General features: G+C 59.3%; 17 protein-coding genes. 8 read left to right on the plus strand and 9 right to left on the minus strand.

Features of this window, described 5'->3' with window-relative positions; all coding sequences use genetic code 11:
• Positions 1–190 precede the first annotated feature (190 nt).
• The 4 genes from ACTG3X_RS11090 to ACTG3X_RS11105 all read right to left on the minus strand — a co-directional run bounded on the left by ACTG3X_RS11090 (position 191) and on the right by ACTG3X_RS11105 (position 4414).
• Positions 191–1480, minus strand: coding sequence for an acetylornithine deacetylase/succinyl-diaminopimelate desuccinylase family protein (locus ACTG3X_RS11090; protein WP_439111335.1), 1290 nt, complete (start codon positions 1478–1480; stop codon positions 191–193).
• A gap of 79 nt (positions 1481–1559) precedes the next feature.
• Positions 1560–2243 carry a ribulose-phosphate 3-epimerase gene (rpe, locus tag ACTG3X_RS11095; protein ID WP_439111336.1) on the minus strand — a complete coding sequence of 228 codons (684 nt, stop codon included), beginning with the start codon at positions 2241–2243 and terminating at the stop codon, positions 1560–1562.
• Entirely contained in the window at positions 2236–3291 is a 1056-nt protein-coding gene (gene fba / locus ACTG3X_RS11100; protein WP_439111337.1) for a class II fructose-bisphosphate aldolase, read from the minus strand. Before fba ends, rpe begins: the two co-directional genes overlap by 8 nt.
• Positions 3292–3475: 184 nt before the next feature.
• Complete coding sequence (locus tag ACTG3X_RS11105) at positions 3476–4414, minus strand: class 1 fructose-bisphosphatase (protein ID WP_439111338.1); 939 nt, start codon at positions 4412–4414, stop codon at positions 3476–3478.
• A 112-nt stretch (positions 4415–4526) separates the two neighbouring features.
• Between ACTG3X_RS11105 and ACTG3X_RS11110 the strand changes: the two genes are divergently transcribed.
• From ACTG3X_RS11110 to ACTG3X_RS11145, 8 genes are all read left to right on the plus strand, one after another.
• Positions 4527–7727 carry a reductive dehalogenase gene (locus tag ACTG3X_RS11110; RefSeq protein WP_439111339.1) on the plus strand — a complete coding sequence of 1067 codons (3201 nt, stop codon included), beginning with the start codon at positions 4527–4529 and terminating at the stop codon, positions 7725–7727.
• A 110-nt stretch (positions 7728–7837) separates the two neighbouring features.
• The gene (locus tag ACTG3X_RS11115; protein ID WP_439111340.1) at positions 7838–9472 is read left to right on the plus strand and encodes a long-chain-fatty-acid--CoA ligase; all 1635 of its coding nucleotides are present in this window, start codon (positions 7838–7840) and stop codon (positions 9470–9472) included.
• Entirely contained in the window at positions 9472–10290 is an 819-nt protein-coding gene (locus ACTG3X_RS11120; protein WP_439111352.1) for an SDR family oxidoreductase, read from the plus strand. Before ACTG3X_RS11115 ends, ACTG3X_RS11120 begins: the two co-directional genes overlap by 1 nt.
• Positions 10290–10763 (plus strand): MaoC family dehydratase, encoded by a 474-nt coding sequence (locus tag ACTG3X_RS11125; RefSeq protein ID WP_439111341.1) that lies wholly within the window; start codon positions 10290–10292, stop codon positions 10761–10763. Before ACTG3X_RS11120 ends, ACTG3X_RS11125 begins: the two co-directional genes overlap by 1 nt.
• Complete coding sequence (locus tag ACTG3X_RS11130; protein WP_439111342.1) at positions 10756–11787, plus strand: phosphotransferase family protein; 1032 nt, start codon at positions 10756–10758, stop codon at positions 11785–11787. The genes ACTG3X_RS11125 and ACTG3X_RS11130 overlap by 8 nt, the downstream gene beginning before the upstream one ends.
• Positions 11784–12200, plus strand: a complete 417-nt coding sequence (locus ACTG3X_RS11135) for a PaaI family thioesterase (protein WP_439111343.1) — start codon at positions 11784–11786, stop codon at positions 12198–12200. Before ACTG3X_RS11130 ends, ACTG3X_RS11135 begins: the two co-directional genes overlap by 4 nt.
• Positions 12197–13234: an NADP-dependent oxidoreductase gene (locus tag ACTG3X_RS11140; protein WP_439111344.1), complete on the plus strand. Its 1038-nt coding sequence runs from the start codon at positions 12197–12199 to the stop codon at positions 13232–13234. Before ACTG3X_RS11135 ends, ACTG3X_RS11140 begins: the two co-directional genes overlap by 4 nt.
• Before the next feature lie 291 nt (positions 13235–13525).
• A complete protein-coding gene (locus ACTG3X_RS11145; RefSeq protein ID WP_439111345.1) occupies positions 13526–14884 on the plus strand; it encodes a D-alanyl-D-alanine carboxypeptidase family protein in 1359 nt (452 codons plus the stop codon).
• 73 nt (positions 14885–14957) lie between these two features.
• Here the strand turns inward: ACTG3X_RS11145 and ccoS are convergent, their stop codons facing one another.
• From ccoS to ccoP, 5 genes are all read right to left on the minus strand, one after another.
• Positions 14958–15119, minus strand: a complete 162-nt coding sequence (ccoS, locus tag ACTG3X_RS11150; protein ID WP_439111346.1) for a cbb3-type cytochrome oxidase assembly protein CcoS — start codon at positions 15117–15119, stop codon at positions 14958–14960.
• A gap of 3 nt (positions 15120–15122) precedes the next feature.
• On the minus strand, positions 15123–17288 hold the full coding sequence (locus ACTG3X_RS11155) for a heavy metal translocating P-type ATPase (RefSeq protein ID WP_439111353.1): 2166 nt from the start codon (positions 17286–17288) through the stop codon (positions 15123–15125).
• Between the two features lie 21 nt (positions 17289–17309).
• Positions 17310–18017, minus strand: a complete 708-nt coding sequence (locus ACTG3X_RS11160) for a FixH family protein (protein ID WP_439111347.1) — start codon at positions 18015–18017, stop codon at positions 17310–17312.
• On the minus strand, positions 18017–19453 hold the full coding sequence (gene ccoG, locus ACTG3X_RS11165) for a cytochrome c oxidase accessory protein CcoG (protein ID WP_439111348.1): 1437 nt from the start codon (positions 19451–19453) through the stop codon (positions 18017–18019). Before ccoG ends, ACTG3X_RS11160 begins: the two co-directional genes overlap by 1 nt.
• A 376-nt stretch (positions 19454–19829) precedes the next feature.
• Positions 19830–20636 (minus strand): cytochrome-c oxidase, cbb3-type subunit III (gene ccoP, locus ACTG3X_RS11170; protein ID WP_439111349.1); only part of this gene is annotated, 807 nt, incomplete at its 5' end.

Below are 20636 nucleotides of genomic sequence, written 5' to 3' on the forward strand. Positions count from 1 at the left end.
TGTTCAAGTGCAATCTCCAAAACCCGCCGTAGGGTGGGTGCAAACCCACCATCACAGAGCGCTCGATTAACCAGATTTCCTTAACAGACATTAACGTTTTGGCGGTGCACGCATGGTGCACGCCCGGTGCACGCTTTTCACCCCCCTCGACTCTGCGGTTTGAAACCCGTTAACCCTGCCGCGCGCTGCGTTAGCTGTCGCGCCCGTCCAGAAGCTCCAGAAGGCTCAGCGCCATCACCTGCGCACTGCTCACCATCTCGTCAATTCCGACATATTCGTCAGGCTTATGCGCAAGGTCGAGAATCCCGGGGCCATAGGCGATACAGTTTTTCAGCCGTCCGATACGGTCAATGTGCTTTTGGTCATAAGTCCCTGGAGACACAACATAATCTGCCTCTCGCCCCATGACCTCGGCAATAGACCGCGCCACCGATTGCACGACAGGCGCGCTCTTGTCTGTCATGCTCGGAAGCACACGTTGCAGCTCGCGCACATTGAACGTGAAGTTCTCCCGCTCGGCCTGCACATGACGCAAGAGCCCGTGAATTTCCTCCTGCACCTCGTCAATATCCTCCTCAATCAGGAAGCGGCGGTCGATCACCATACGGCAGCTGTCAGGCACACAAGGGCTTGGCAAACCAGTATAATCTGCCGCCTGCTCGGCCTCGCCGCCATGAATGGAGTTGATGTTCATCGTGCTTTGCTTGGCCCCATCTGGCACCACAGGCATATCTGTGCGCTTCTGTGCCAGCGCGGGGAAAAGCGTGCGCTCCATCTCGCTCACCACCGCCCCCATATGGCGCACGGCACAGTCGCCCAAAAAGGGCATGGAGCCATGCGCAATCTCGCCATAGGTCTCGATTTCGGCCCACCAGACACCTCTGTGTCCCAGGCAGATACGGTCGTGTCCCAGCGGTTCGGGAATGATCACATGCTGCACTTTTTCGGGGTTAAAGAAGCCTTTTTCCGCCAGATAGGCCACGCCGCCAAAGCCGCCGCTCTCTTCGTCAGCTGTGCCCGATATCTCGATAGCCCCAGCAAAATCAGGGCAAATGTCGATGAAAGCTTCTGCCGCAATGATGCTGGCCGCAAGCCCGCCCTTCATATCACAAGCGCCGCGCCCGTAGACCTTGCCGTCATGCACCTCGCCGCCAAACGGGTCACGCGTCCAGCCGCGGCCCACTTCGACAATATCGATATGGCTGTTGAAGTGGACACATTCGCCGCCGCGCGCGCCTTCTTTGCGCGCCACAATGTTCCAGCGCGGGTATTTATCCGAATCGCCCACAGCCCCCAGCGCACGCACCAGTTCCGTGTGGAAACCCTTCTTTAACAATCGGCGGTCAAGATACTCGCATATCTCGCGATAGTTTTCCCCCGGCGGATTCAACGTCGGAATTTGAATGAGGTCCTGACACAAAGACACCAGATCATCCCGCCGTGCGGCAATCTCTGCGCTCAATCTGTCTGCAAGGGTCATAGCGCGCCTCCTACAAGCGTTTTTACAAACGTCTCAGAGGCGCACTATGCGAAGCTGGGTCAGCTTGTTCAAGAGCGGCTTACAGCGCGCCCTCGGCCGCGGCCCGAATAGCGCTCATGTTTTCGCCGTAAACCTCGGGGTGCTCGACCGAGCCACCCCGGAAGACAGCAGAGCCCGCAACAAGCACATCCGCCCCAGCGGCCGCCATAAGCGGCGCAGTTGTCGGGTCCATGCCACCATCGATCTCGATGTGAATTTCGCGGTCACCGATCATCTCGCGCAGGCTGCGCACCTTGGATGTCATGTCGATATATTTTTGCCCGCCAAAGCCGGGGTTTACCGTCATCACGCAAATAATATCAGTCAAATCAAGAAGATGCGCGACAGCCTCCGCTGGCGTGCCGGGGTTCAGAGCCACGCCGGCCTGCATCCCTGCGCCCTTGATCGCCTGCAACGTGCGGTGAATATGCGGCCCCGCCTCGATATGCGCCGTCAACACATCAGCGCCGGCATCGGCGTAGGCATCAATATATTGATCAACAGGTGAAATCATCAGGTGAACATCCATCACCGTCTTCACATGCGGGCGAAACGCCTTCACAGCCATGGGGCCAAATGTGAGATTGGGCACAAAGTGTCCATCCATCACATCAATATGCACCCAATCCGCGCCTTGCGCCTCAATGGCCTGTATTTCCTGGCCAAAGTTGGCAAAATCCGCGCTCAGAATAGAGGGGGCAATTTTGATATTACGTTCAAACATCGAGTGATCCATTGTCATAGCGCTTGGCCATTTCATCCATAGACACAGGCTTCAGCTTGCCTGCGTTGCCTGCCGTTCCAAAGCGCTCAAAGCGGTCAAGGCAGACCCGTTCCATCTCTTCCATCGCTGGGATCATGAACTTGCGCGGGTCAAATTCTTTTGGCATTTCCTTGGCAATCTTGCGCCATGTCCCTGTAATGGCCATGCGGTTGTCTGTGTCGATATTGACCTTGCGCACACCCGATTTGATGCCGCGTTCAATCTCCTCCACAGGCACACCATAAGTCTGGGGCATCTCGCCGCCAAACGCGTTGATCAGGTCCTGCAAATGCTGCGGCACACTTGAGGAGCCATGCATCACAAGATGCACATTGGGGATCTTGGCGTGGATCTCTTCAATCCGCTTGATCGCAAGGGTTTCACCCGTAGGCTTCTTTGAAAATTTGTAAGCGCCGTGGCTCGTGCCACAGGCAATCGCCAGCGCATCAACCTGCGTCAGCTTCACAAATTCTGCGGCTTCGTCAGGGTCGGTCAAAAGCTGCTCTTCGCTCAGCTTCCCGCTCGCGCCCGAGCCGTCTTCCTCTGCGGCTTCACCCGTTTCAAGGCTGCCCAAAACGCCAAGTTCACCCTCAACAGAGGCTCCGACCCAATGCGCCATCTTTGCCACTTTGGCTGTGATATCAACGTTGTAATCCCAGTCTGCAGGCGTCTTCATATCCGCCTCGAGCGAGCCGTCCATCATCACCGAGGTGAAGCCATGCTTGATGGCAGAAAGACAGGTCTGCTCGTTGTTGCCGTGGTCCTGGTGCATGCAGAGCGGAATATCAGGATACATCTCGGCCAAGGCGCGAATGATATGCGCCAGCATCACATCGCCCGCATAGGCCCGCGCGCCGCGGCTCGCTTGCATGATCACAGGCGCATTGGCCTTTTCAGCGGCCTTCATAATGGCCAGCCCCTGCTCCATGTTGTTGATGTTGAAAGCAGGCACGCCGTAGTCGTTTTCAGCGGCATGGTCGAGCAATTGGCGAAGGGTGATAAGAGCCATCAGGAACCTCGTGATGATAAAAGCAGAATTTCCCCTGCCTTATCATGCCTCCCGCCAAAAGAGCCAGCATGTTAGCGAAAACACCACATCATACAGCCTCTGCTCTTTCTTTTTGCTCCAAATATCCCGGGGGGTCTGGGGGACTGGTCCCCCAGCGGGTCGGATTTGCAAAGCAAATTCGAAATCAGCCTTCGTAATGCTCCCGCACCCGAGTCACCTCATCGCTTGATCCAAAGATCAAAGGCGTACGCGCGTGCAGCTCGGGCGCGGTCTTGTCCAGAATGCGTGTGGTTCCATCATGCGCCAGCCCACCTGCCTGCTCGATCAAAAAGGCAATCGGCGCACATTCATAGAGCATCCGCAGCCGCCCCTGCGCATAGCCTTCGCGCGCATCAGACGGATAGAGGAAGACACCGCCGCGCGTCAGAATACGGTGGGTTTCGGCCACAAGGCTCGCCACCCAGCGCATATTCATGTTCTTGCCTTTTGCACCGGTCTCACCCGCCTCACATTCTTCGACATAGGCTTTCGCCCCCGCCACCCAGTGGCGGCGGTTGCTGGCGTTGATCGCATATTCTTTCGTTGCAGCAGGGATTTGCTTGCCCTGCTCCACAAGCACAAACGCGCCCGTGGCAGGGTCCATCGCATAGATCAGCACACCGTCCCCAAAGGTCACGGCCATGCCTGTTTGCGGCCCAAAGACAATATATCCGCCTGCCACTTGCTCGCGGGCCGGGCGCAAAAAGCTTTCCTCCGCGCCATCCTTCGCCTCAAAAATGGAGAAAATCGTCCCGATCGAGACATTCACATCAATGTTGGACGAGCCATCCAGCGGGTCAATCGCCAGCGCATATTTCCCTGTGCCAAGGTCGAGTACACCCTCTTGCTCTTCAGAGGCGTAGTAGCGCACCGCCGTATCCCGCAGGGCCGCCTCAAACATTTCATCCGCCATAACGTCGAGCGCTTTCTGCCCGTCACCATCGCTGTTTTCGCCCACTTCTTCGCTCAGTGAGGCGCCCAATGCCCCCCGCGCGATAATACCCGCCACCTCACGGCCCACACGGGTGAGCGCCTCCATCACAGGTAGCAAATCGGCAGGGATGTGATCGGGTGAAAGTGACATGAGCTGATTCCTTTGAACTGACTGGGCTTTCCTATCACAGATTTTGATCAGGAATTGAATCCCCCAAGAATTCAGCGCAAGTTGCCGTGTCATCTTAAAGGAGCACAGCATCATGGGCCTGAGATTTTTCTCCGACAAAAAGCGCCCGCTTCATCTGGGCAACTACCCCTTGGAGAAGCTCGCACGCCGTGATGCCCTGCCCGACCTTGACGGCCTGACGCCCCGCGCAGCGCTCAGCTACCACCGCCCCGACGCGCCCGAAAGCATCGTCAACGCCATGGGCGAGTTCGCCGCCATGCTCGATGCCATCCGCGATGGCTTTGTCAACAAAGCGCAAGCCGGCATCCCTGATTGTCCTATCGCGCGCGCCGAGCACCTGAAGTCTTTTGCCTACTTCAACGATATGTCCATGGTGGGCACAGGCCCGCTGCCTGCCTCTGCATGGCTGCCAGAGCCGCGCCACAACCGCGACATCGCCCGCCTCGCCGAAGCGCTCAAAACACGCCAGACCAAGACATTGGCCTCTGGCATTGATCTCATCATGGCCGACTTGCGCGACAGCATGTCAGCCCCCCCCCGCGACATATCCGGCCACAAAAACTGCCTCGTCTTTCTCGTGGAATACAACCGCGATCCACGCGCCGACGAGGCAGGCTCTGACTGGATCTTGGATGCCCAAGCCCAGCGTGCAGCGCTCTTGGGGGCCGAGACGGCCACGGTTCTGGCAAACTATATCCGCCTGCTCGGCTTTGATGCGCGCGCCCATACCGAAACCTCGACCGAGTTTGACTTGGGCCAGCTCGCCGTTGCCGCAGGGCTTTGCACTGTAGAAAGTGGCAAGGCCAGCGCCCCTTGGCTTGGCACACGCTTCGGCATCGCCGCGGTCAGCACCGATATGCCGCTCGCCCACGACAAGCCTCTCGCGCCATGGGCCGATCAAGCCACGTTTGCCCCCGGCTGGTGGCTCGGCCTCGGCCACGCCAAATCCGCGCTCAACCGTGATCCTTACGCAAAGCGTGACTACGTCATGGGCGCGCATCCTTTCGAGCGCCTCAAACGCGTGGAGGATCCGACAACCTATATCGACGAGGCCCGCGTTGCCCGTGTCCCCAAGCGCACCGATATGTTTGCGCGCGCGCAATTTGGCGACATGGGCAAGAGCCTGCAAAACGTGGCCAAGGGTGGCTACTATGTGCGCAAAACAGCCCCCAGCAGCGCCCAGCGCCGCGCGCTCGGCGCCTTTGTCTTGCTGCAAGATGGCGAAAGCGCCGCTGGCCCCAAGCCCCGAGATGCTGCCCGCAACGCGGCCAACATCAAGGCCGCGAGCTACTTTCTCAGTGCCGACGCTGTCGGCCTGTCGCGCTGCCCTGACTGGACATGGTATAGTCATGACGCCACGGGCGAGGCGATCGTGCCGCAGCATGATCAGGCGATTTCGATGATCATTGATCAGGGCTATTCCACCACCGAAGGCTCCTCGGGCGATGACTGGATCGCGGTGGCGCAATCCATGCGCGCCTACCTGCGCTTTTCGCTTCTTGGCGGAGTCATTGCACAGCACATCCGCAACCTTGGCTACAAGGCCAAGGCCCATACGGTGATGGACGGGGAAGTGCTCCAGCCGCCCTTGCTCCTGCTTGCAGGGCTGGGAGAAGTCAGCCGCATCGGCGAGGTGATCCTCAACCCCTATCTGGGGCCGCGCCTCAAGTCAGGCGTCATCACAACAGATATGCCCATGGACCATGACAAGCCGATTGATTTCGGCCTGCAAGCCTTTTGCGAAGCCTGCAACAAATGCGCCCGCGAATGCCCGTCAGGGGCCATCACCGCTGGGCCCAAGCTCATGTTCAACGGCTATGAAATCTGGAAATCCGACAGCCAGAAATGCACCACCTACCGCGTGACAACCAAAGGCGGTGCCATGTGTGGCCGCTGTATGAAAACCTGCCCATGGAACCTTGAGGGCCTCTTCGCCGAAGCGCCCTTCCGCTGGGCTGCCTCCAACATCCCCAAGCTCGCCAAGCCCTTGGCAAAGCTTGACGACATGCTCGGTAACGGCGGACTGAATGACGTGAAAAAATGGTGGTGGGATATCGAGCTTCAGGAAGATGGCAGCTATCGCCCGACATCACACGAGGTCAACCGCCGCGATCTGCAACGCGATCTTGACCTGAAATACGAAGACCAGACCCTCGCTGTCTATCCAGCCCCTCTCGCCCCACACCCCTACCCCTACCCTTTCCCGATGGATCGCGAAGCAGGCATCAAAGCCTACGAGGCGCTGGTCACGGCAGGCACGTATAAAAAGCGCATCGCCGCTGGCGATATGTCAGTGGTCCACAGCTACACCAACGACACGGCTTCCCCCGTGATGCGCCTCACGCTCACGAAGGCCGAGGCCATGACAGCCGATGTCACCAAATACGAGTTCAGCACCGACGATGGCACGCCCCTGCCCGCATGGTCTGCTGGCGCCCATCTTGATATCCTCGTCTCACCCGAGTTCCTGCGCCAATACTCCATGTCTGGTGACCCTGCCGACCGCAGCAAATATCAGATCGGTGTGTTGCGCGAAGACGCAGGCCGCGGCGGCTCGGCCCTCATGCACCGCATCTTCACAGAAGGGCGAAAGGTGTTTGTCTCCTACCCGATCAACCACTTTCATCTGGATGAAACCGCCACCAAAACCTACCTCATGGGCGGCGGTATCGGCGTCACCCCGATGATCGCTTTTGCCCATCGCCTGCACGCCTTGGGGCGTGACTTTGCGCTGCACTACTCTTCTGCTTCGCGCGCTTCGGCAGGCTATCTGGATGATCTTGCCGCCATGCCATGGGCCGACAAGGTGCATTACCACTTCTCCGATGAAGGCTCCCGCGCCGATCTGGACGCGATCCTTGCAGGCTATAGCAGCGGCGCACATGTCTACACCTGCGGCCCAACGCGCTACATGGACGGGGTGATAGAGGCCGCCACGCGCCAAGGCTTCCCCGAAGAGGCGCAACACCTTGAGTATTTCTCCGTGCCCGAGCAACCCGACTATGTGAACCATGCTTTCACGCTCAAGCTTAAAGATGGCCGCTTGCTTGAGGTCCCTGCAGATAAGCTCGCGACAGATGTTCTGACAGAGAACGGCATCGCGATTGATGTGAAATGCACCGATGGCCTGTGTGGCGTGTGCAAATGCGGGCTGGTCGCAGGCGAGGTTGAGCACCGCGACTTTGTGCTTTCTGCCAAACAGCGCGAAAGTGAGGTGATCCTCTGCCAATCGCGCGCCGCCAAAGCGGGCGGGGTTATCGAGATCGATCTCTAGCGCCGCAACGTCAAATCAGGCCCGAGACGAAACGGGCTTGGAGACTCTCGCCCACCGAGGTTAGGCTTCTTTAAAAGCGCAGATAAGCGTTCAAAAAGGGAGGAGCCCCGATGAAGGGTATGATGATGCAGCAGGCGCTGCTGGTCAGTGATATACTGAGCTATGCCGCCGAGGCCCATGGCGACAGCGAGATCATCTCGGTGCGCACTGAGGGCGACATTCACCGCCAGACCTACCGCCAAACCGCGGGCCGCACCGCGCAACTTGCCCACGCGCTGCGCGCTCACGGCGCCACATTGGGCGACCGGGTGGCAACACTGGCATGGAACGGCTACCGCCATTTTGAGCTCTATTATGCCGTTTCCGGCATCGGCTCGGTGGTACATACCATCAACCCGCGCCTCTCGCCCGAACAGCTCATCTACATCGTCAACCACGCCGCCGATAAGATGATCTTCACCGATGTTACCTTTGTGCCGCTGCTGGAGGCGGTGAAAGACCATCTCCCCGCAGGTCTCACCTATGTCATCATGACAGACCGCGCGCATATGCCCGCAAACAGCCTCAATGCGCTCTGTTATGAAGAGCTGCTCGCAGGCCAGCCAGACAGCATCGACTGGCCCCAGTTTGATGAGAACACAGCCGCAGGCCTTTGCTACACGTCCGGCACAACGGGCAATCCCAAGGGCGCGCTTTACTCCAACCGTTCGACCGTGCTGCACGCGCTTTATGTCAGCCTCGTGCTGGGCTCGGGCTATCCACCCGCCTCCAAGATCCTGCCGGTGGTGCCACAGTTTCACGTCAACGCCTGGGGCCTGCCTTATGCCGCGCCCCTCATGGGCCACTCGCTTGTCATGCCGGGGGGAGCGCTTGATGGCCCCAGCCTCTTCAAGCTCATGGATGACGAAAAAGTCTTCTCCGCATGGGGCGTGCCAACTGTCTGGCTTGGCCTCTCAAACGAGATCAAGGCACAGGGCCGCAAGCCTGCGAACTTCTCGGAGCTGCTCGTCGGCGGCTCTGCCGCGCCGCGCTCCATGATCGAAGGCTTCGAAACTCTCGGGGTCGATGTTGTCCACGCTTGGGGCATGACCGAGATGAGCCCCATCGGCACACACGGCAAAATGCCCGAAGCCGTGAAGGCCAAGAGCTTCAAAGACCAGATCGACAAAAAGTCGCTCCAGGGCCGCCGCGTCTTTGGCGTCGATCTCAAGATCAACGACGAAGACGGCAACCGCCTCCCCCATGATGGCGCGGCAGCGGGCGAGCTATACGTCCGCGGCAACGGAATCATCTCGGGCTATTTCAACAATGAAGAGGCCAGCGCGGCAGCCTTTGACGCCGAAGGCTGGTTTGGCACTGGCGACATTGCCAGCATTGACCCCGATGGCTTCCTCAGCATCCAGGACCGCGCCAAGGATTTGGTCAAATCAGGCGGCGAATGGATCAGCTCGATTGATCTGGAAAACACAGCTCTTTCACACCCTGCCATCGCCAACTGCGCCGTCATCGCCATCGCTCACCCCAAATGGGACGAACGCCCAGTGCTTGTGGCCGTACCCGCAGGAGAGGCGCGGCCAAGCCTTGAGGAGCTGCACAGCCACATGAGCGAGCATTTTGCAAAATGGCAGCTCCCGGATGATGTCGTCTGGGTCGAGGCTCTGCCCATGACGGCCACAGGCAAAGTCAGCAAGCTCAACCTGCGCAAGCAATTTGCGGACTACACATTGCCAGAGTTGCGCCCATGATGGCCCCGTCAGAGCTCTTCAGCCTTTCGGGCAAAACGGCCCTCGTCACAGGCGGGGCCACAGGCATTGGTCGCATGGCCGCCGAAGGGCTCGCCGCCGCCGGCGCGCATGTGCTCATCGCCTCGCGCAAGGCTGCCGCTTGCGAGGCCGTCGCCGCCGAGATCAACGCCAAAGGCTACACAGGCTCAGCCGAAGGCTTTGGCGGGGATGTCGCCTCTGAAGAGGGCATCGCAGCCCTTGTGGACGAGGTGAAAGCGCGCACCGATACGCTCCATATCCTCATGAACAACGCAGGCCGCTCCTGGGGCGCGCCCCTCGGTGAGCACCCCTATGATGCGTGGGACAAGCTGCTCAAGCTCAACGTGCAAGGCATGTTCCACCTCACCCAATCTCTGCTGCCGCTTCTGCGCCAAGCCGCCAGCGCAGAAGACCCTGCCCGCGTGGTCAATGTCGGCTCGGTCATGGGCGAAGTTCCCAAAGGCACGACGACATACTCCTACGCCGTCTCCAAAGGTGCTGTGCATCACATGACCCGTGTGCTCAGCAACGACCTTGCGCCAGAGTTCATCACAGTCAACGCCATCGCCCCCGGCCCCTTCCCTTCCAAGATGACCGACTTTGCCCTTGGCACCGAGGACGGCCGCGCACAATCAGCCAAGGGCGTGCCTCTGGGCCGCGTCGGCTCCCCCGAAGACATCGCAGGCGCTTTGCAGTTCCTCTGCTCGCGCGCAGGCGCTTATGTGAGCGGCGCCATCCTGCCACTCTCGGGCGGCATGCAGTCGGCGGCCCCGATCTCGCTCTTCAACGAGGATCTCTAATGCCCAAAACGCTTACAGTTGCAGCCATGCAAGCACAGGTCGGCCAAGAGGTCGGCGTGAGCCGCTGGTACGCCATGAGTGCCGAGCGCATCAAAGCCTTTGCAGACATCACAGAAGACTGGCAGCCCATCCACCTTGACCCAACCGCAGGTGCGGCCAGCCCCTTTGGCAGTACCATAGCACATGGTTTTCTTACGCTCTCGCTGCTCTCGGCCATGGTCTATGAAATGCCTGCGCTTCGGGGCGAGGCCATCGGCGTCAACTACGGCTTTGAAAAGGTGCGCTTTCTGTCCCCCGTTCCCACAGGTTCCGAGGTGCGCGGGCGCTTCACTCTGGCAGAGCTGGCTGCGCGCGCCGATGGCGGCTTCATGCTCACCTATGACGTCACAGTCGAAATCAAAGGGCAGGAAAAACCCGCGCTTGCCGCCCGCTGGCTCGGCCTGCGCTATTTAGACGAGGTCACAGATGTCTGACACACAAACCCTTGAGACCAATGCCGTCTCCCACTGGATGAGCACCCATGTAAAGGGCTTCCAAGGCCCGCTCACGGCCGAGAAGTTTGCCCAAGGCCAGTCAAACCCGACCTATCGGCTCATCACGCCCGCGCGCAACTATGTTTTGCGGCGTAAGCCCCCCGGTGTACTGCTCAAATCCGCCCACGCGGTCGAGCGCGAGTTTCGCGTGCAAAAGGCGCTGGCAGGCACAGATGTGCCCGTCGCCCAAATGCACGCGCTCTGCGAAGACGACAGCGTGATCGGCTCTGCCTTTTATGTCATGGAGGCAGTCAAGGGCCGTGTCTTTGCCGAGCCGACCTTACCAAGCCTTGCCACGGATGAGCGCTACGCTGTCATAGACGAGATGAACCGCGTTCTCGCAGCCATCCATGATGTCGATATCGCCGCCGTAGGCCTGTCAGACTACGGCCCCGAAGGCAGCTACTACGCCCGCCAGATCGGTCGCTGGTCAAAGCAATACGAGGCCAGCCAGACCGCCGATATCCCCGACATGACTGCGCTTATTGGCTGGCTGCAAAGCAACACGCCAGAAGACGATGGCCAGCGCACGCTCGTTCATGGCGACTACCGCATCGACAACCTGCTCTTCGCCCCCGATGCCCCCCGCATCGCCGCAGTGCTGGATTGGGAGCTCTCCACCATAGGCCACCCCTACGCCGACCTTGCCGCTGTCATTATGCAGTGGTCCATGCCCCAAGGCACAGAAGGCCGCGGCCTCCTCGGAGTGGATCGCGCAGGTCATGGGCTGATGTCGGATGCAGCCTTCATCGAGGCCTACTGCGCACGCCGCGGCCTGACAGGTATTGAAAACTTCGGCTTTTATCTTGCCTTCTGCTTCTTCAGGATGGGCGCTATCCTGCAGGGTGTTCTCAAACGTGCGCTTGATGGCAACGCATCCTCCCCCGAACAAGCCAAGCGTCTTGGCGCTTACGTCCCTCAATTCGCCCGCGCGGGCCTCAACGCCGCAAAGACAGTCTCATGACCTCCCCCATAGAAGCCTCATATCCCTTTCAAGAAACCCTCGGGTTCACCGTCACCGAATGGACAGACGGCGCGTGCACACTCAAGCAGCCTCTGCTTGACCACCTTGGCAACCGATACCGCATTTTGCACGGCGGGGTGCATGCCAGCCTGATGGATACAGCAATGGGCTTTGCCGTCGCCTACACAGGCGACCCCGCGCTGCGCCAGCTCATCATGACACTCTCGCTCAACGTAAGCTATCTTGGCGTGGCCACCGGCGCGCATGTGATCGCCACAGGCCGCAAGACTGGCGGGGGCCGCTCAACAGCCTTCGCCACAGGCGAAATACACGACGAAACAGGCGCGCTCATCGCAACCGCCACAGGCGTGTTCCGCTATCGCGGCACAGAACAAAGGACTGACCCGAAATGACGGATATCATGCAGCAAATCACCCTCGCAGCCCGCCCCGTTGGCGCACCAAAGGCAAGTGACTTTGCGCTCATCGAGCGCCCCCTGCCTGAGCTGGCCGAGGGCGAAGTGCTCGTAAAGCTGCACGCCTTTTCACTTGATCCCTACATGCGTGGCCGCATGGATGACGCCAAGTCCTACGCCGCACCCGTGCCCATCGGCGGAGTGATGGAGGCAGGCGGCGTGGGCGAAGTCATCGCGTCGCGCTCTGCTGATTTTGTTGTCGGAGACATAGCGTTTGGCATGTTTGGCTGGGCGACACATGGCTGCCTGCCCGCCCGTGAGCTGCGCAAACTTGATAGCCCCCTGCCCGCAACAACAGCTCTTGGCGTGCTGGGTATGCCCGGCTTTACAGGTTGGTATGGCCTCACCGAGCTGGGCCGCCCAAAGGCTGGCGAAACCCTCGTTGTCGCCGCAGCCACCGGCCCCGTGGGCTCTATGGTTGGCCAGATCGCCAAAGCGCGCGGACTGCGCACAGTGGCCATCGCTGGAGGCGCCGAGAAATGCACACTGGCGCTTGAAAAGTTCGGCTTTGATGCTGCCATCGACCACCGCGCCCATGCTGATGCCCGAAGCCTGCGCACAGCCCTTGCCGAGGCCGCGCCCAAGGGGATCGACATCTACTTTGAAAACGTAGGGGGCAAGGTCTTTGAGGCCGTCCTGCCGCTGATGAACACCTTTGGCCGCATTCCCGTGTGCGGTATGATCTCAGGCTACAACGCAGGCGCGCTTGGCGGGGTTGAGGCCCAAGGGCCAGACAAGCTGCCACTGCTCTGGCGCTCTATCCTTGTGAAGCAGATGTCGGTCAACGGCTTCATTATCTCCAACCACTTTGAACACTATCCCGCCTTCCTCGCCGAGGTTGCGCCCCTCGTGGCCACAGGCAAGCTTGCCTATCTCGAAGACATCGCAGACGGCCTAGCAAACGCACCAGCTGCCTTTATGGGGATGCTGGAGGGCAAAAACACAGGCAAACAAATCGTGCGGCTTGGCTGAACAAATCAGTTCTCCGAGAAGCGCCCGTCAACTGTGGCACGCTCCGCCACATTATCGCCACATTGCAGCATCTAGGGGGCGCTTTTCGCGCCTCCACTACATCTGCCAGAAATTCTTGGCAAAGCGGCTCAAATGAAAACTTTATTCAATAACCACGATATGTTAGCCTAAGTGCAATCAAAATTGGCCAGTCGAGCAAATCGGCGGCACCCGAGGCAGAAAAAGGCGAAAGCTGTGAGGCAGAATATATCCGTGGTCCGTGTGGGCCAGATCCTCTTTGCATGTGTATGGATGTTATTTGGTGTCCCCTTAACTGCGGTGGCTGCACCCTATGCGGCGCTCGTTATGGATGCGCGCACAGGCGAAGTGCTCCACGCAACCAACGCAGATACCCGCCTGCACCCCGCCTCTCTCACCAAAATGATGACGCTCTACATTGCGTTTGAAGCTGTCGAAAAGGGTGAGGTCAGCCTTGATCAGGAAATCCGCGTGTCGCGCAACGCCGCCGCCGAGCCGCCGTCAAAGCTCGGTCTTCAGGCAGGCCAGCGCATCAAGCTCCGCCACTGCATCCGCGCCGCGGCCATCAAATCAGCCAATGACTGCGCCACCGCCATCGGCGAAATGATCTCAGGCTCCGAAGCCGCCTTTGCCCGCCGCATGAACCGCACGGCCAAAGCCCTCGGCATGACACGCACCACCTTTAAAAATGCACACGGCCTGACCGAGACCGGCCATATGTCTACAGCCCGCGACATGACACTTCTTGGCCGCCACGTGCTCTATGACTACCCCCAGTATTACAACCTCTTCTCGCGCCGCAGTGCAGACGCAGGCATACGCCAAGTCGCCAACACCAACCGTCGCCTACTGGCCGCCTATAAAGGTGCCGACGGCATCAAGACAGGCTACACGCGCGCCGCTGGGTTCAACCTTGTGTCCTCAGCGCAGCGTGGCAACGAGCGCATTATCGCCACCGTTTTCGGGGGCCGCTCTACCGCCTCGCGCAACGCCAAAGTGGCCGAGCTGCTCGACCTTGGCTTCCGCAAAGCCCCCAGCAACGCCCGCACCAACAAGCCCGATACACCTGTTTATGGCCGCGAGACTGGCCCTGTACTGGCCGATAATGACACAGGCAAAGCAGGCAAAACCATTCGCCTTGTAACGGCTGTCAAAACCAGCCTGCGCCCGCAGAGCCGCCCCGTTGCCGAGCCGTCACCCGTGCTTGTGGCCATGAAAGACGACATCAAAGAAGCGCTGAAAGAGGCCCAGAGCCTTGACGTTTCTGCAGCAGCCACTGTCAAGCCGGAGGCACGCCCGGTTGATCTCGTTTTGGCCAGCGTCAAAACAGCTGTGCGCGCCAAACAGGTGCAGACACCGACACGCGAAGTTGTCACCCGTGTGTCCACTTCTGGTGGCAAGCACTGGGGCATCAACGTTGGCAGGTTTAACTCGCGCTACCAAGCCGAGCGCGCCTTGCTCAAGACAGCCCTCAACGAGATGGAAACACTCGACGGCTCCCTGCGCAAAGTGGTCAAGCGGCCGAAAGGCTTTGAAGCCAACTTCAACGGCCTCTCGCGTGAGCGTGCCGAGCTGGCCTGCCAACGCCTGCAAGCGCGCAACGTGACCTGCTTCATGATCGGGCCAGGCTAAACCCACCCGACAGCATCAACCAAAAAGAAAGCCCCGCACTGCGGGGCTTTTCTGTTTTCAAGCGATATGTATTTCAGTCTGGCTTGGGCTTGTCATCATATGCATCCGACAAGATCCGCCGCGCATCCCCCTCAGGGTCATCATATTGGTTGGTGCGCAGCGTAAAAATAAAGAAGCCAAGCCCGACACCGCCCAAAACAAGCGAAATCGGAATAAGATAGGTCAGTATGTTCAAGGCTTATCCTCTCAGCCGCATCGCGTTGAGCGAGACTGTAATAGATGACGAAGACATCGCCAAGGCCGCGATGAGCGGTGTGGCCAGCCCTGCCACCGCGAGCGGCACGGCGATAATGTTGTAAATTGTAGCGATCTGGAAGTTCTCCTTGATCCGCCGCACCGCCGACTGCGCCGTCAGCGTCGCCTCGGCGATAGGTGCAAGGTTGCCGCCCAGAAGCACGATATCGCTCGCCACACGTGCCGCATCAAGCGCACTCGCAGGCGAGATAGAGACATGCGCCGCCGTAAGTGCTGCCGTGTCGTTCAACCCGTCGCCCACCATGAGCACTTTGTGCCCTGCCTCGGCGAGGGCGGTGATGCGCTCGGCTTTGTCGCTTGGCAGCGCTTCAGCCACCCAAGTTTCGATCCCAAGGCGCAGCGCCATGGCCTCAACGGCCTGTCGCGTATCCCCTGACATCAGGATCACATCCTTGCCTGTCGCCTTGAGCGCCTTCACAGCCTCTTCAGCGCCCGCGCGCAGGCTGTCGGTAAACTCAAACGCCACAGGCGCGTCATTGCCGCGCTTCAGCCAAGTGCTCGTCACCTCGCCAGCCTCAGCGCCAACCCACGCCGCGCGGCCAAGGCGCACATCAAGACCATCAATCAGCCCCTCTGCGCCAAACCCGGGCACTTCCTGCACAGACTGCAAAGCAAGCGGCGCAACGCCAGCAGCCTTACCAGCGGCCCAGATCGCGCGCGCCAAAGGGTGTGATGAACCCTCGGCAAGGGCCATAGCGAGGGCCATGTCGGCGCGGCTTAACGCGTCGCCATTCGTAAGCTCTGGTGCGCCCTCTGTCAGGGTGCCTGTCTTGTCAAAAACGACGGTGTCCACCTGCGCCAGACGCTCCAGCGCGGTCTCATGCTTGATCAACATCCCCTTGCGAAAGAGCTTACCACTGGCCGCCGTGGTCACGGCAGGCACAGCCAGCCCAAGCGCACAGGGGCAGGTGATGATCAGAACCGCCGCCGCAATATTGAGCGCCACGCGCATATCGCTCGAGTAGAGCAGCCAGCCAAAAAAGGCCAAAGCCGACAGGATATGCACCCCCGGCGCATAGAGCTTCGCCGCAGCATCCGCCAAGGAGGTGTATTTCGAGCGCCCCGACTCAGCGATGGCCACCAAATCCGCCATACGGTGGAGCGATGTTTCCTCGCCCACAGCCGTCGCACGTACTTTGAGCGGGCCTGTAAGGTTCACCTCACCCGCCGAAACACTTTGGCCAACGCCTGCAAAAACAGGCAAGCTCTCACCCGTCAGCAAAGAGCGGTCAAGCTCGCTCTGGCCCTCGATGATCTCGCCATCGACTGGCATGCGCCCACCGGGCCGCACGAGGATAATATCGCCAATAGCCAGCTCTGCGGCTGGCATCTCGCGCTCTTCTCCATTGAGCAGAAGCGTCACGCGCGGCACTTCAAGCGCGGCAAGCTCCTCTGCCGCAGAGCGCGCCACAGCGCGGGTGCGATGGTCAAGATAGCGCCCGGCCAACAAGAAAAACGTGAGCGTCAACGCCGCGTCAAAATAGGCGTGTTCGCCAGACAGCGTGGTTTCCCAAAGTGAGGTGACAAGCGCCAGAAGGATCGCGAGCACAATCGGCACATCCATGTTCAGCCGCCCCGCCCGCAAAGCGCCCCAAGCGCTGCGAAAGAAAGGCTGGCCCGAAAAGGCAATCGTCGGCAGCGTGATCGCCGCCGAAATCCAATGGAACATATCGCGCGTCGCATCCTCGGCCCCTGACCAAACCGAAACGCTCAAAAGCATCACATTCATCGAGGCAAAGCCCGCCACCGCGAGGCGCATCAAAAGCTCACGGCCCGCACGGTCTGTCTGGGTGGCGCTCAACGTTCCAGCGTCAAGCTCGTGGGCTTCATACCCGATATCATCAAGCACCTGCACAAGCTGGCGCGCGGTGACATCTGGGTCGGCCTCAATGGTTGCGCGCTTGAGCGTCAGGTTCACCCGTGCAGTCTTCACACCGGGTTCTGCCGCAAGCCGCCGCTCAACAGCCGCAATACAGGCCGCACAGTGGATCGTGGGCAGCGAGAGCGCCAGCCGTGCATCTTTTTGCGCGGCACGCTCGGCCAGGTCTTCGGCGGCTGGGGCCGCCGAACACGCAGGACAGGCTGACATACTGCTGCTCACGCGCGCCCCCTATCTCTTCACATGCAAAACCAGACGCCGCGAATAGAGCGTGCCGTCTGCTGCAGTGGCCGTCATACGAATGTTCCAGTTGCCTTCTGCCAATGTCACAGGCGTCACAAAGGCGCTGCCATCGTGAGTGAACTCAAGCACAAGATCGTCCTTAACCTGTGTCGCACGCCCCAAGATGGCCTCCATCTCGGTAGGGTAAACAGGCTGGCCGTCAGGGCCGTTCATCACCAGACGCAGCTCACCATCAGCATGGCTTGCGCTCACGGCCCAGCCAAGGGCCTCCTGTGCTGCCTTGCGCTCGTTAAACTGCTGGCTCGCAACATAGGAGTTCTTCACTTCAAGCCCGGGAAAGGTGGCAACGGCATTATAGGCCAACGCCAGATTGACACTGATAATGGTGGTAAATGCCAGCACCACCGTGACAAACATATGCCCGCCCATAAAGCGCCCGGCTTGTGAAACAGACACGCCAATCACAGTCGCTGCCGCAATCCCCCAGAACAGGATCGCAAGAAGAAACGGCAGGATCATCCAGCTATACTCACCAAAGGGCACGCCCAGAGACATCAAGACTTTGTTGATCGTACTGCCCAGCCAGTAGCCACCATACAGGCCAGCGGCATTGGCAATCAGCCCGAGTAGAAAAAGCCCGAGGAAATAGAGGAATCCTTTTCCGTCGGCCTTTGGTGTCGCGATAGCTGCGCTCATCAGTTGTTTCTCCCGTTAAAGATGGTGTCTTTGTAAGCACGCTCACCCGTGGTGATATCTTCAGCCCACAGGCGAATGTCGACACGCTCGCTCTCCGCAGGCTCCGAGCCGGGAGGTGCAACAACATAGGTGCGCACAAGCTGGGTTGTGTCAGCAGGCACAACGATCTCGTCACCCTCAACGCCCTCAAGCTCCAGCGACAAAGACGCATCGCCAACAACATGGACACCAAAGCTGCGCGCTTCGCCATGTTTGTTGAGCAGGCGGATTTCATAGACGTTGCGAATCGAGCCGTCAGACAAGGTTACAAACGTCGGGTTGCGCACAGGTGCCACCGTCATTTCGATATCCGAGCGGATAAACAGCGCCACCACAAGCAAGACACCAACAATCGACCAGAGCGTGGTGTACAGCACAGTCCGAGGGCGCAGAACGTGCTTCCAGATCGGCTTGGGGGCCATGCCTGCACGCTCGTTCGTTTCGTCCGTCAGGGCGATATAGTCGATCAAGCCGCGCGGCTTGCCGATCTTGTCCATGACCTCGTCACAAGCATCAATGCAAAGCGCACAGGTGATACACTCCATCTGCTGACCGTGGCGGATGTCGATCCCCATGGGGCAAACGTTTACACAGGCCATACAGTCAATGCAGTCACCATTGTCTGGCGAGACAACCCCTTTTTGCAGCTTGCCACGCGGCTCGCCACGCCAGTCGCGGTAAGCCACTGTCAGCGTGTCTTCATCAATCATCGCCGCTTGAATGCGGGGCCACGGGCAGGCGTAGATACAGATCTGCTCCCGTGCAAAGCCGCCAAAAGCGAAGGTTGTCCCGGTGAGAATAAGAATGGTGGTGTAGGCCACCGGATGTGCTGTGCCCTGCAGCAGGTTGCTCAAAAGCGTCGGCGCATCCGTGAAATAAAAGACCCAAGCGCCGCCTGTCGCCAAAGCGATCAGGAACCAGCTCACCCATTTTGTCAGCCTGAGGCGCAGTTTCTTGAAGTCCCACTTCTTTTGGCGGTGAAGGCGCAAGCGCGCGTTGCGGTCGCCCTCGATCCAGCGCTCCACCAGAATGAAAAGATCGGTCCACACAGTCTGCGGGCACGCATAGCCACACCAGACACGGCCCAAAGCCGAGGTGAAGAGAAAGAGCCCAAGCCCCGCCATCACGAGCAGGCCCGCCACAAAGTAGAACTCATGTGGCCAGATCTCGATCCAAAGGAAGTAGAAGCGGCGACTCGCCAGATCAATCAGCACCGCCTGATCAGGCAGGCTTGGCCCACGGTCCCAGCGTATCCACGGGGTGATATAGTAGATCCCCAAAGCGACGATCATGATCAGCCACTTCAAATTGCGGAAGTTACCGTAGACCTTTTTAGGAAAAATAGGTTCACGGGCAGCATAGAGACTCGGTGGGGTATTCAATTCAGAATCTGACACGGACTCACTCCGTTAAAGGGTTTTATTCCCCGCCTTTCTCGCAGTCGTAGGCGCATTCCTCTTTGACCTGCATCAAATTTGTATCTTTGAGGTATCTTTTCTTGGCGCAGGCTGTAAAAAGAAATAACCGGTCTTCCTGAAACGCGCGAACAGGACGGAAGCGCCGATACAAAAAACTTTCGTTTATGTTGATAAGGCCGCCGCATCCATACGGCGGCTTTTTCTTTGTGCGTCGCCAAAAGCAGATGCAAAAAAAGCCGAAGGATTTCTCCTTCGGCTTTCTGATTAGTAGAGACACCGGACCTCCAGGAAACGCGCGAACAGGACGGAAGCGCCGGTGTCTCACCCAAGGGCGCGAGCGCCCTCGGATCTCGTGTTACTCGCCGCCACCAAGCTGGTGAACATATGTCGCCACAGCGCGGATTTGCGCCTCGCTCAGACGTTCGTTCCAGTCAGGCATAACGCCATAGCGTGAGTTGTGAACAGTTTCGCTGATGGAGGCGTAGTCGCCGCCATAGAGCCAGATCGCATCCGAGAGGTTTGGCGCCCCTTGTGAGCGGTCGCCCGTACCGTCTTCCATGTGGCAGGCTGCGCAGTTGTCTTCGTAAACAACGGCACCAGCTTCAACCAGAGTGGCGTCTTGGGGCGGGTTCACATTCGGCGTCAGCGACATAACATAGTTTACAACCTGGCTGATTTCTTCTTCTTCAAGAAGCTCGTCGCGGCCAAAAGCAGGCATCTCCGAGTAGCGCGTGTCGTCATCTGTTTCGCTGCGAATGCCGTGCAGAAGCGTCAGGTGGATATCTTCCATGCTGCCGCCCCAAAGCCAGTCATCATCCTGCAGGTTCGGGTAGCCTTTGGCGCCCGCACCGTTTGTCTGGTGACACTGTGCGCACCATGTTTTGAACACGGCTGCACCAGCTGACTTGGCATATTGCTCAAGCTCGGGATCGGTCGCAATCGACGCCAGCTCGACAGTGGCGAGCTTCTCGTTGATTGTGGCGTTCTTGGCTTCAGCTGTGGCAATCTCCTCGGCCACTTGGGCACGTGTCGAAAAGCCCAGATAGCCAGCTGAGGCGCTCTTGATGCCTGGCCACGCCGGATAGGCGATAGAGTACCAGATCGCCCAAACGATACAGGCGTAAAAGATCCAGAGCCACCAGCGTGGAAGCGGGTTGTTAAA

The sequence above is a fragment of the Lentibacter sp. genome, from assembly GCF_965658795.1.
In the GTDB taxonomy this organism is placed as follows: domain Bacteria; phylum Pseudomonadota; class Alphaproteobacteria; order Rhodobacterales; family Rhodobacteraceae; genus Lentibacter.

Excerpts from the sequence above, each read along its gene's own strand:
- ACTG3X_RS11090 (WP_439111335.1), bottom strand. The coding sequence starts at position 1,480 with ATGACCCTTGCAGACAGATTGAGCGCAGAGATTGCCGCACGGCGGGAT.
- ACTG3X_RS11120 (WP_439111352.1), top strand. The coding sequence starts at position 9,472 with ATGGCCCCGTCAGAGCTCTTCAGCCTTTCGGGCAAAACGGCCCTCGTC.
- fba (WP_439111337.1), bottom strand. The coding sequence starts at position 3,291 with ATGGCTCTTATCACCCTTCGCCAATTGCTCGACCATGCCGCTGAAAAC.
- ACTG3X_RS11145 (WP_439111345.1), top strand. The coding sequence starts at position 13,526 with ATGTTATTTGGTGTCCCCTTAACTGCGGTGGCTGCACCCTATGCGGCG.
- ACTG3X_RS11110 (WP_439111339.1), top strand. The coding sequence starts at position 4,527 with ATGGGCCTGAGATTTTTCTCCGACAAAAAGCGCCCGCTTCATCTGGGC.
- ACTG3X_RS11115 (WP_439111340.1), top strand. The coding sequence starts at position 7,838 with ATGAAGGGTATGATGATGCAGCAGGCGCTGCTGGTCAGTGATATACTG.
- rpe (WP_439111336.1), bottom strand. The coding sequence starts at position 2,243 with ATGTTTGAACGTAATATCAAAATTGCCCCCTCTATTCTGAGCGCGGAT.
- ACTG3X_RS11140 (WP_439111344.1), top strand. The coding sequence starts at position 12,197 with ATGACGGATATCATGCAGCAAATCACCCTCGCAGCCCGCCCCGTTGGC.
- ACTG3X_RS11160 (WP_439111347.1), bottom strand. The coding sequence starts at position 18,017 with ATGAGCGCAGCTATCGCGACACCAAAGGCCGACGGAAAAGGATTCCTC.
- ACTG3X_RS11135 (WP_439111343.1), top strand. The coding sequence starts at position 11,784 with ATGACCTCCCCCATAGAAGCCTCATATCCCTTTCAAGAAACCCTCGGG.
- ACTG3X_RS11130 (WP_439111342.1), top strand. The coding sequence starts at position 10,756 with ATGTCTGACACACAAACCCTTGAGACCAATGCCGTCTCCCACTGGATG.
- ACTG3X_RS11155 (WP_439111353.1), bottom strand. The coding sequence starts at position 17,288 with ATGTCAGCCTGTCCTGCGTGTTCGGCGGCCCCAGCCGCCGAAGACCTG.
- ACTG3X_RS11125 (WP_439111341.1), top strand. The coding sequence starts at position 10,290 with ATGCCCAAAACGCTTACAGTTGCAGCCATGCAAGCACAGGTCGGCCAA.
- ACTG3X_RS11105 (WP_439111338.1), bottom strand. The coding sequence starts at position 4,414 with ATGTCACTTTCACCCGATCACATCCCTGCCGATTTGCTACCTGTGATG.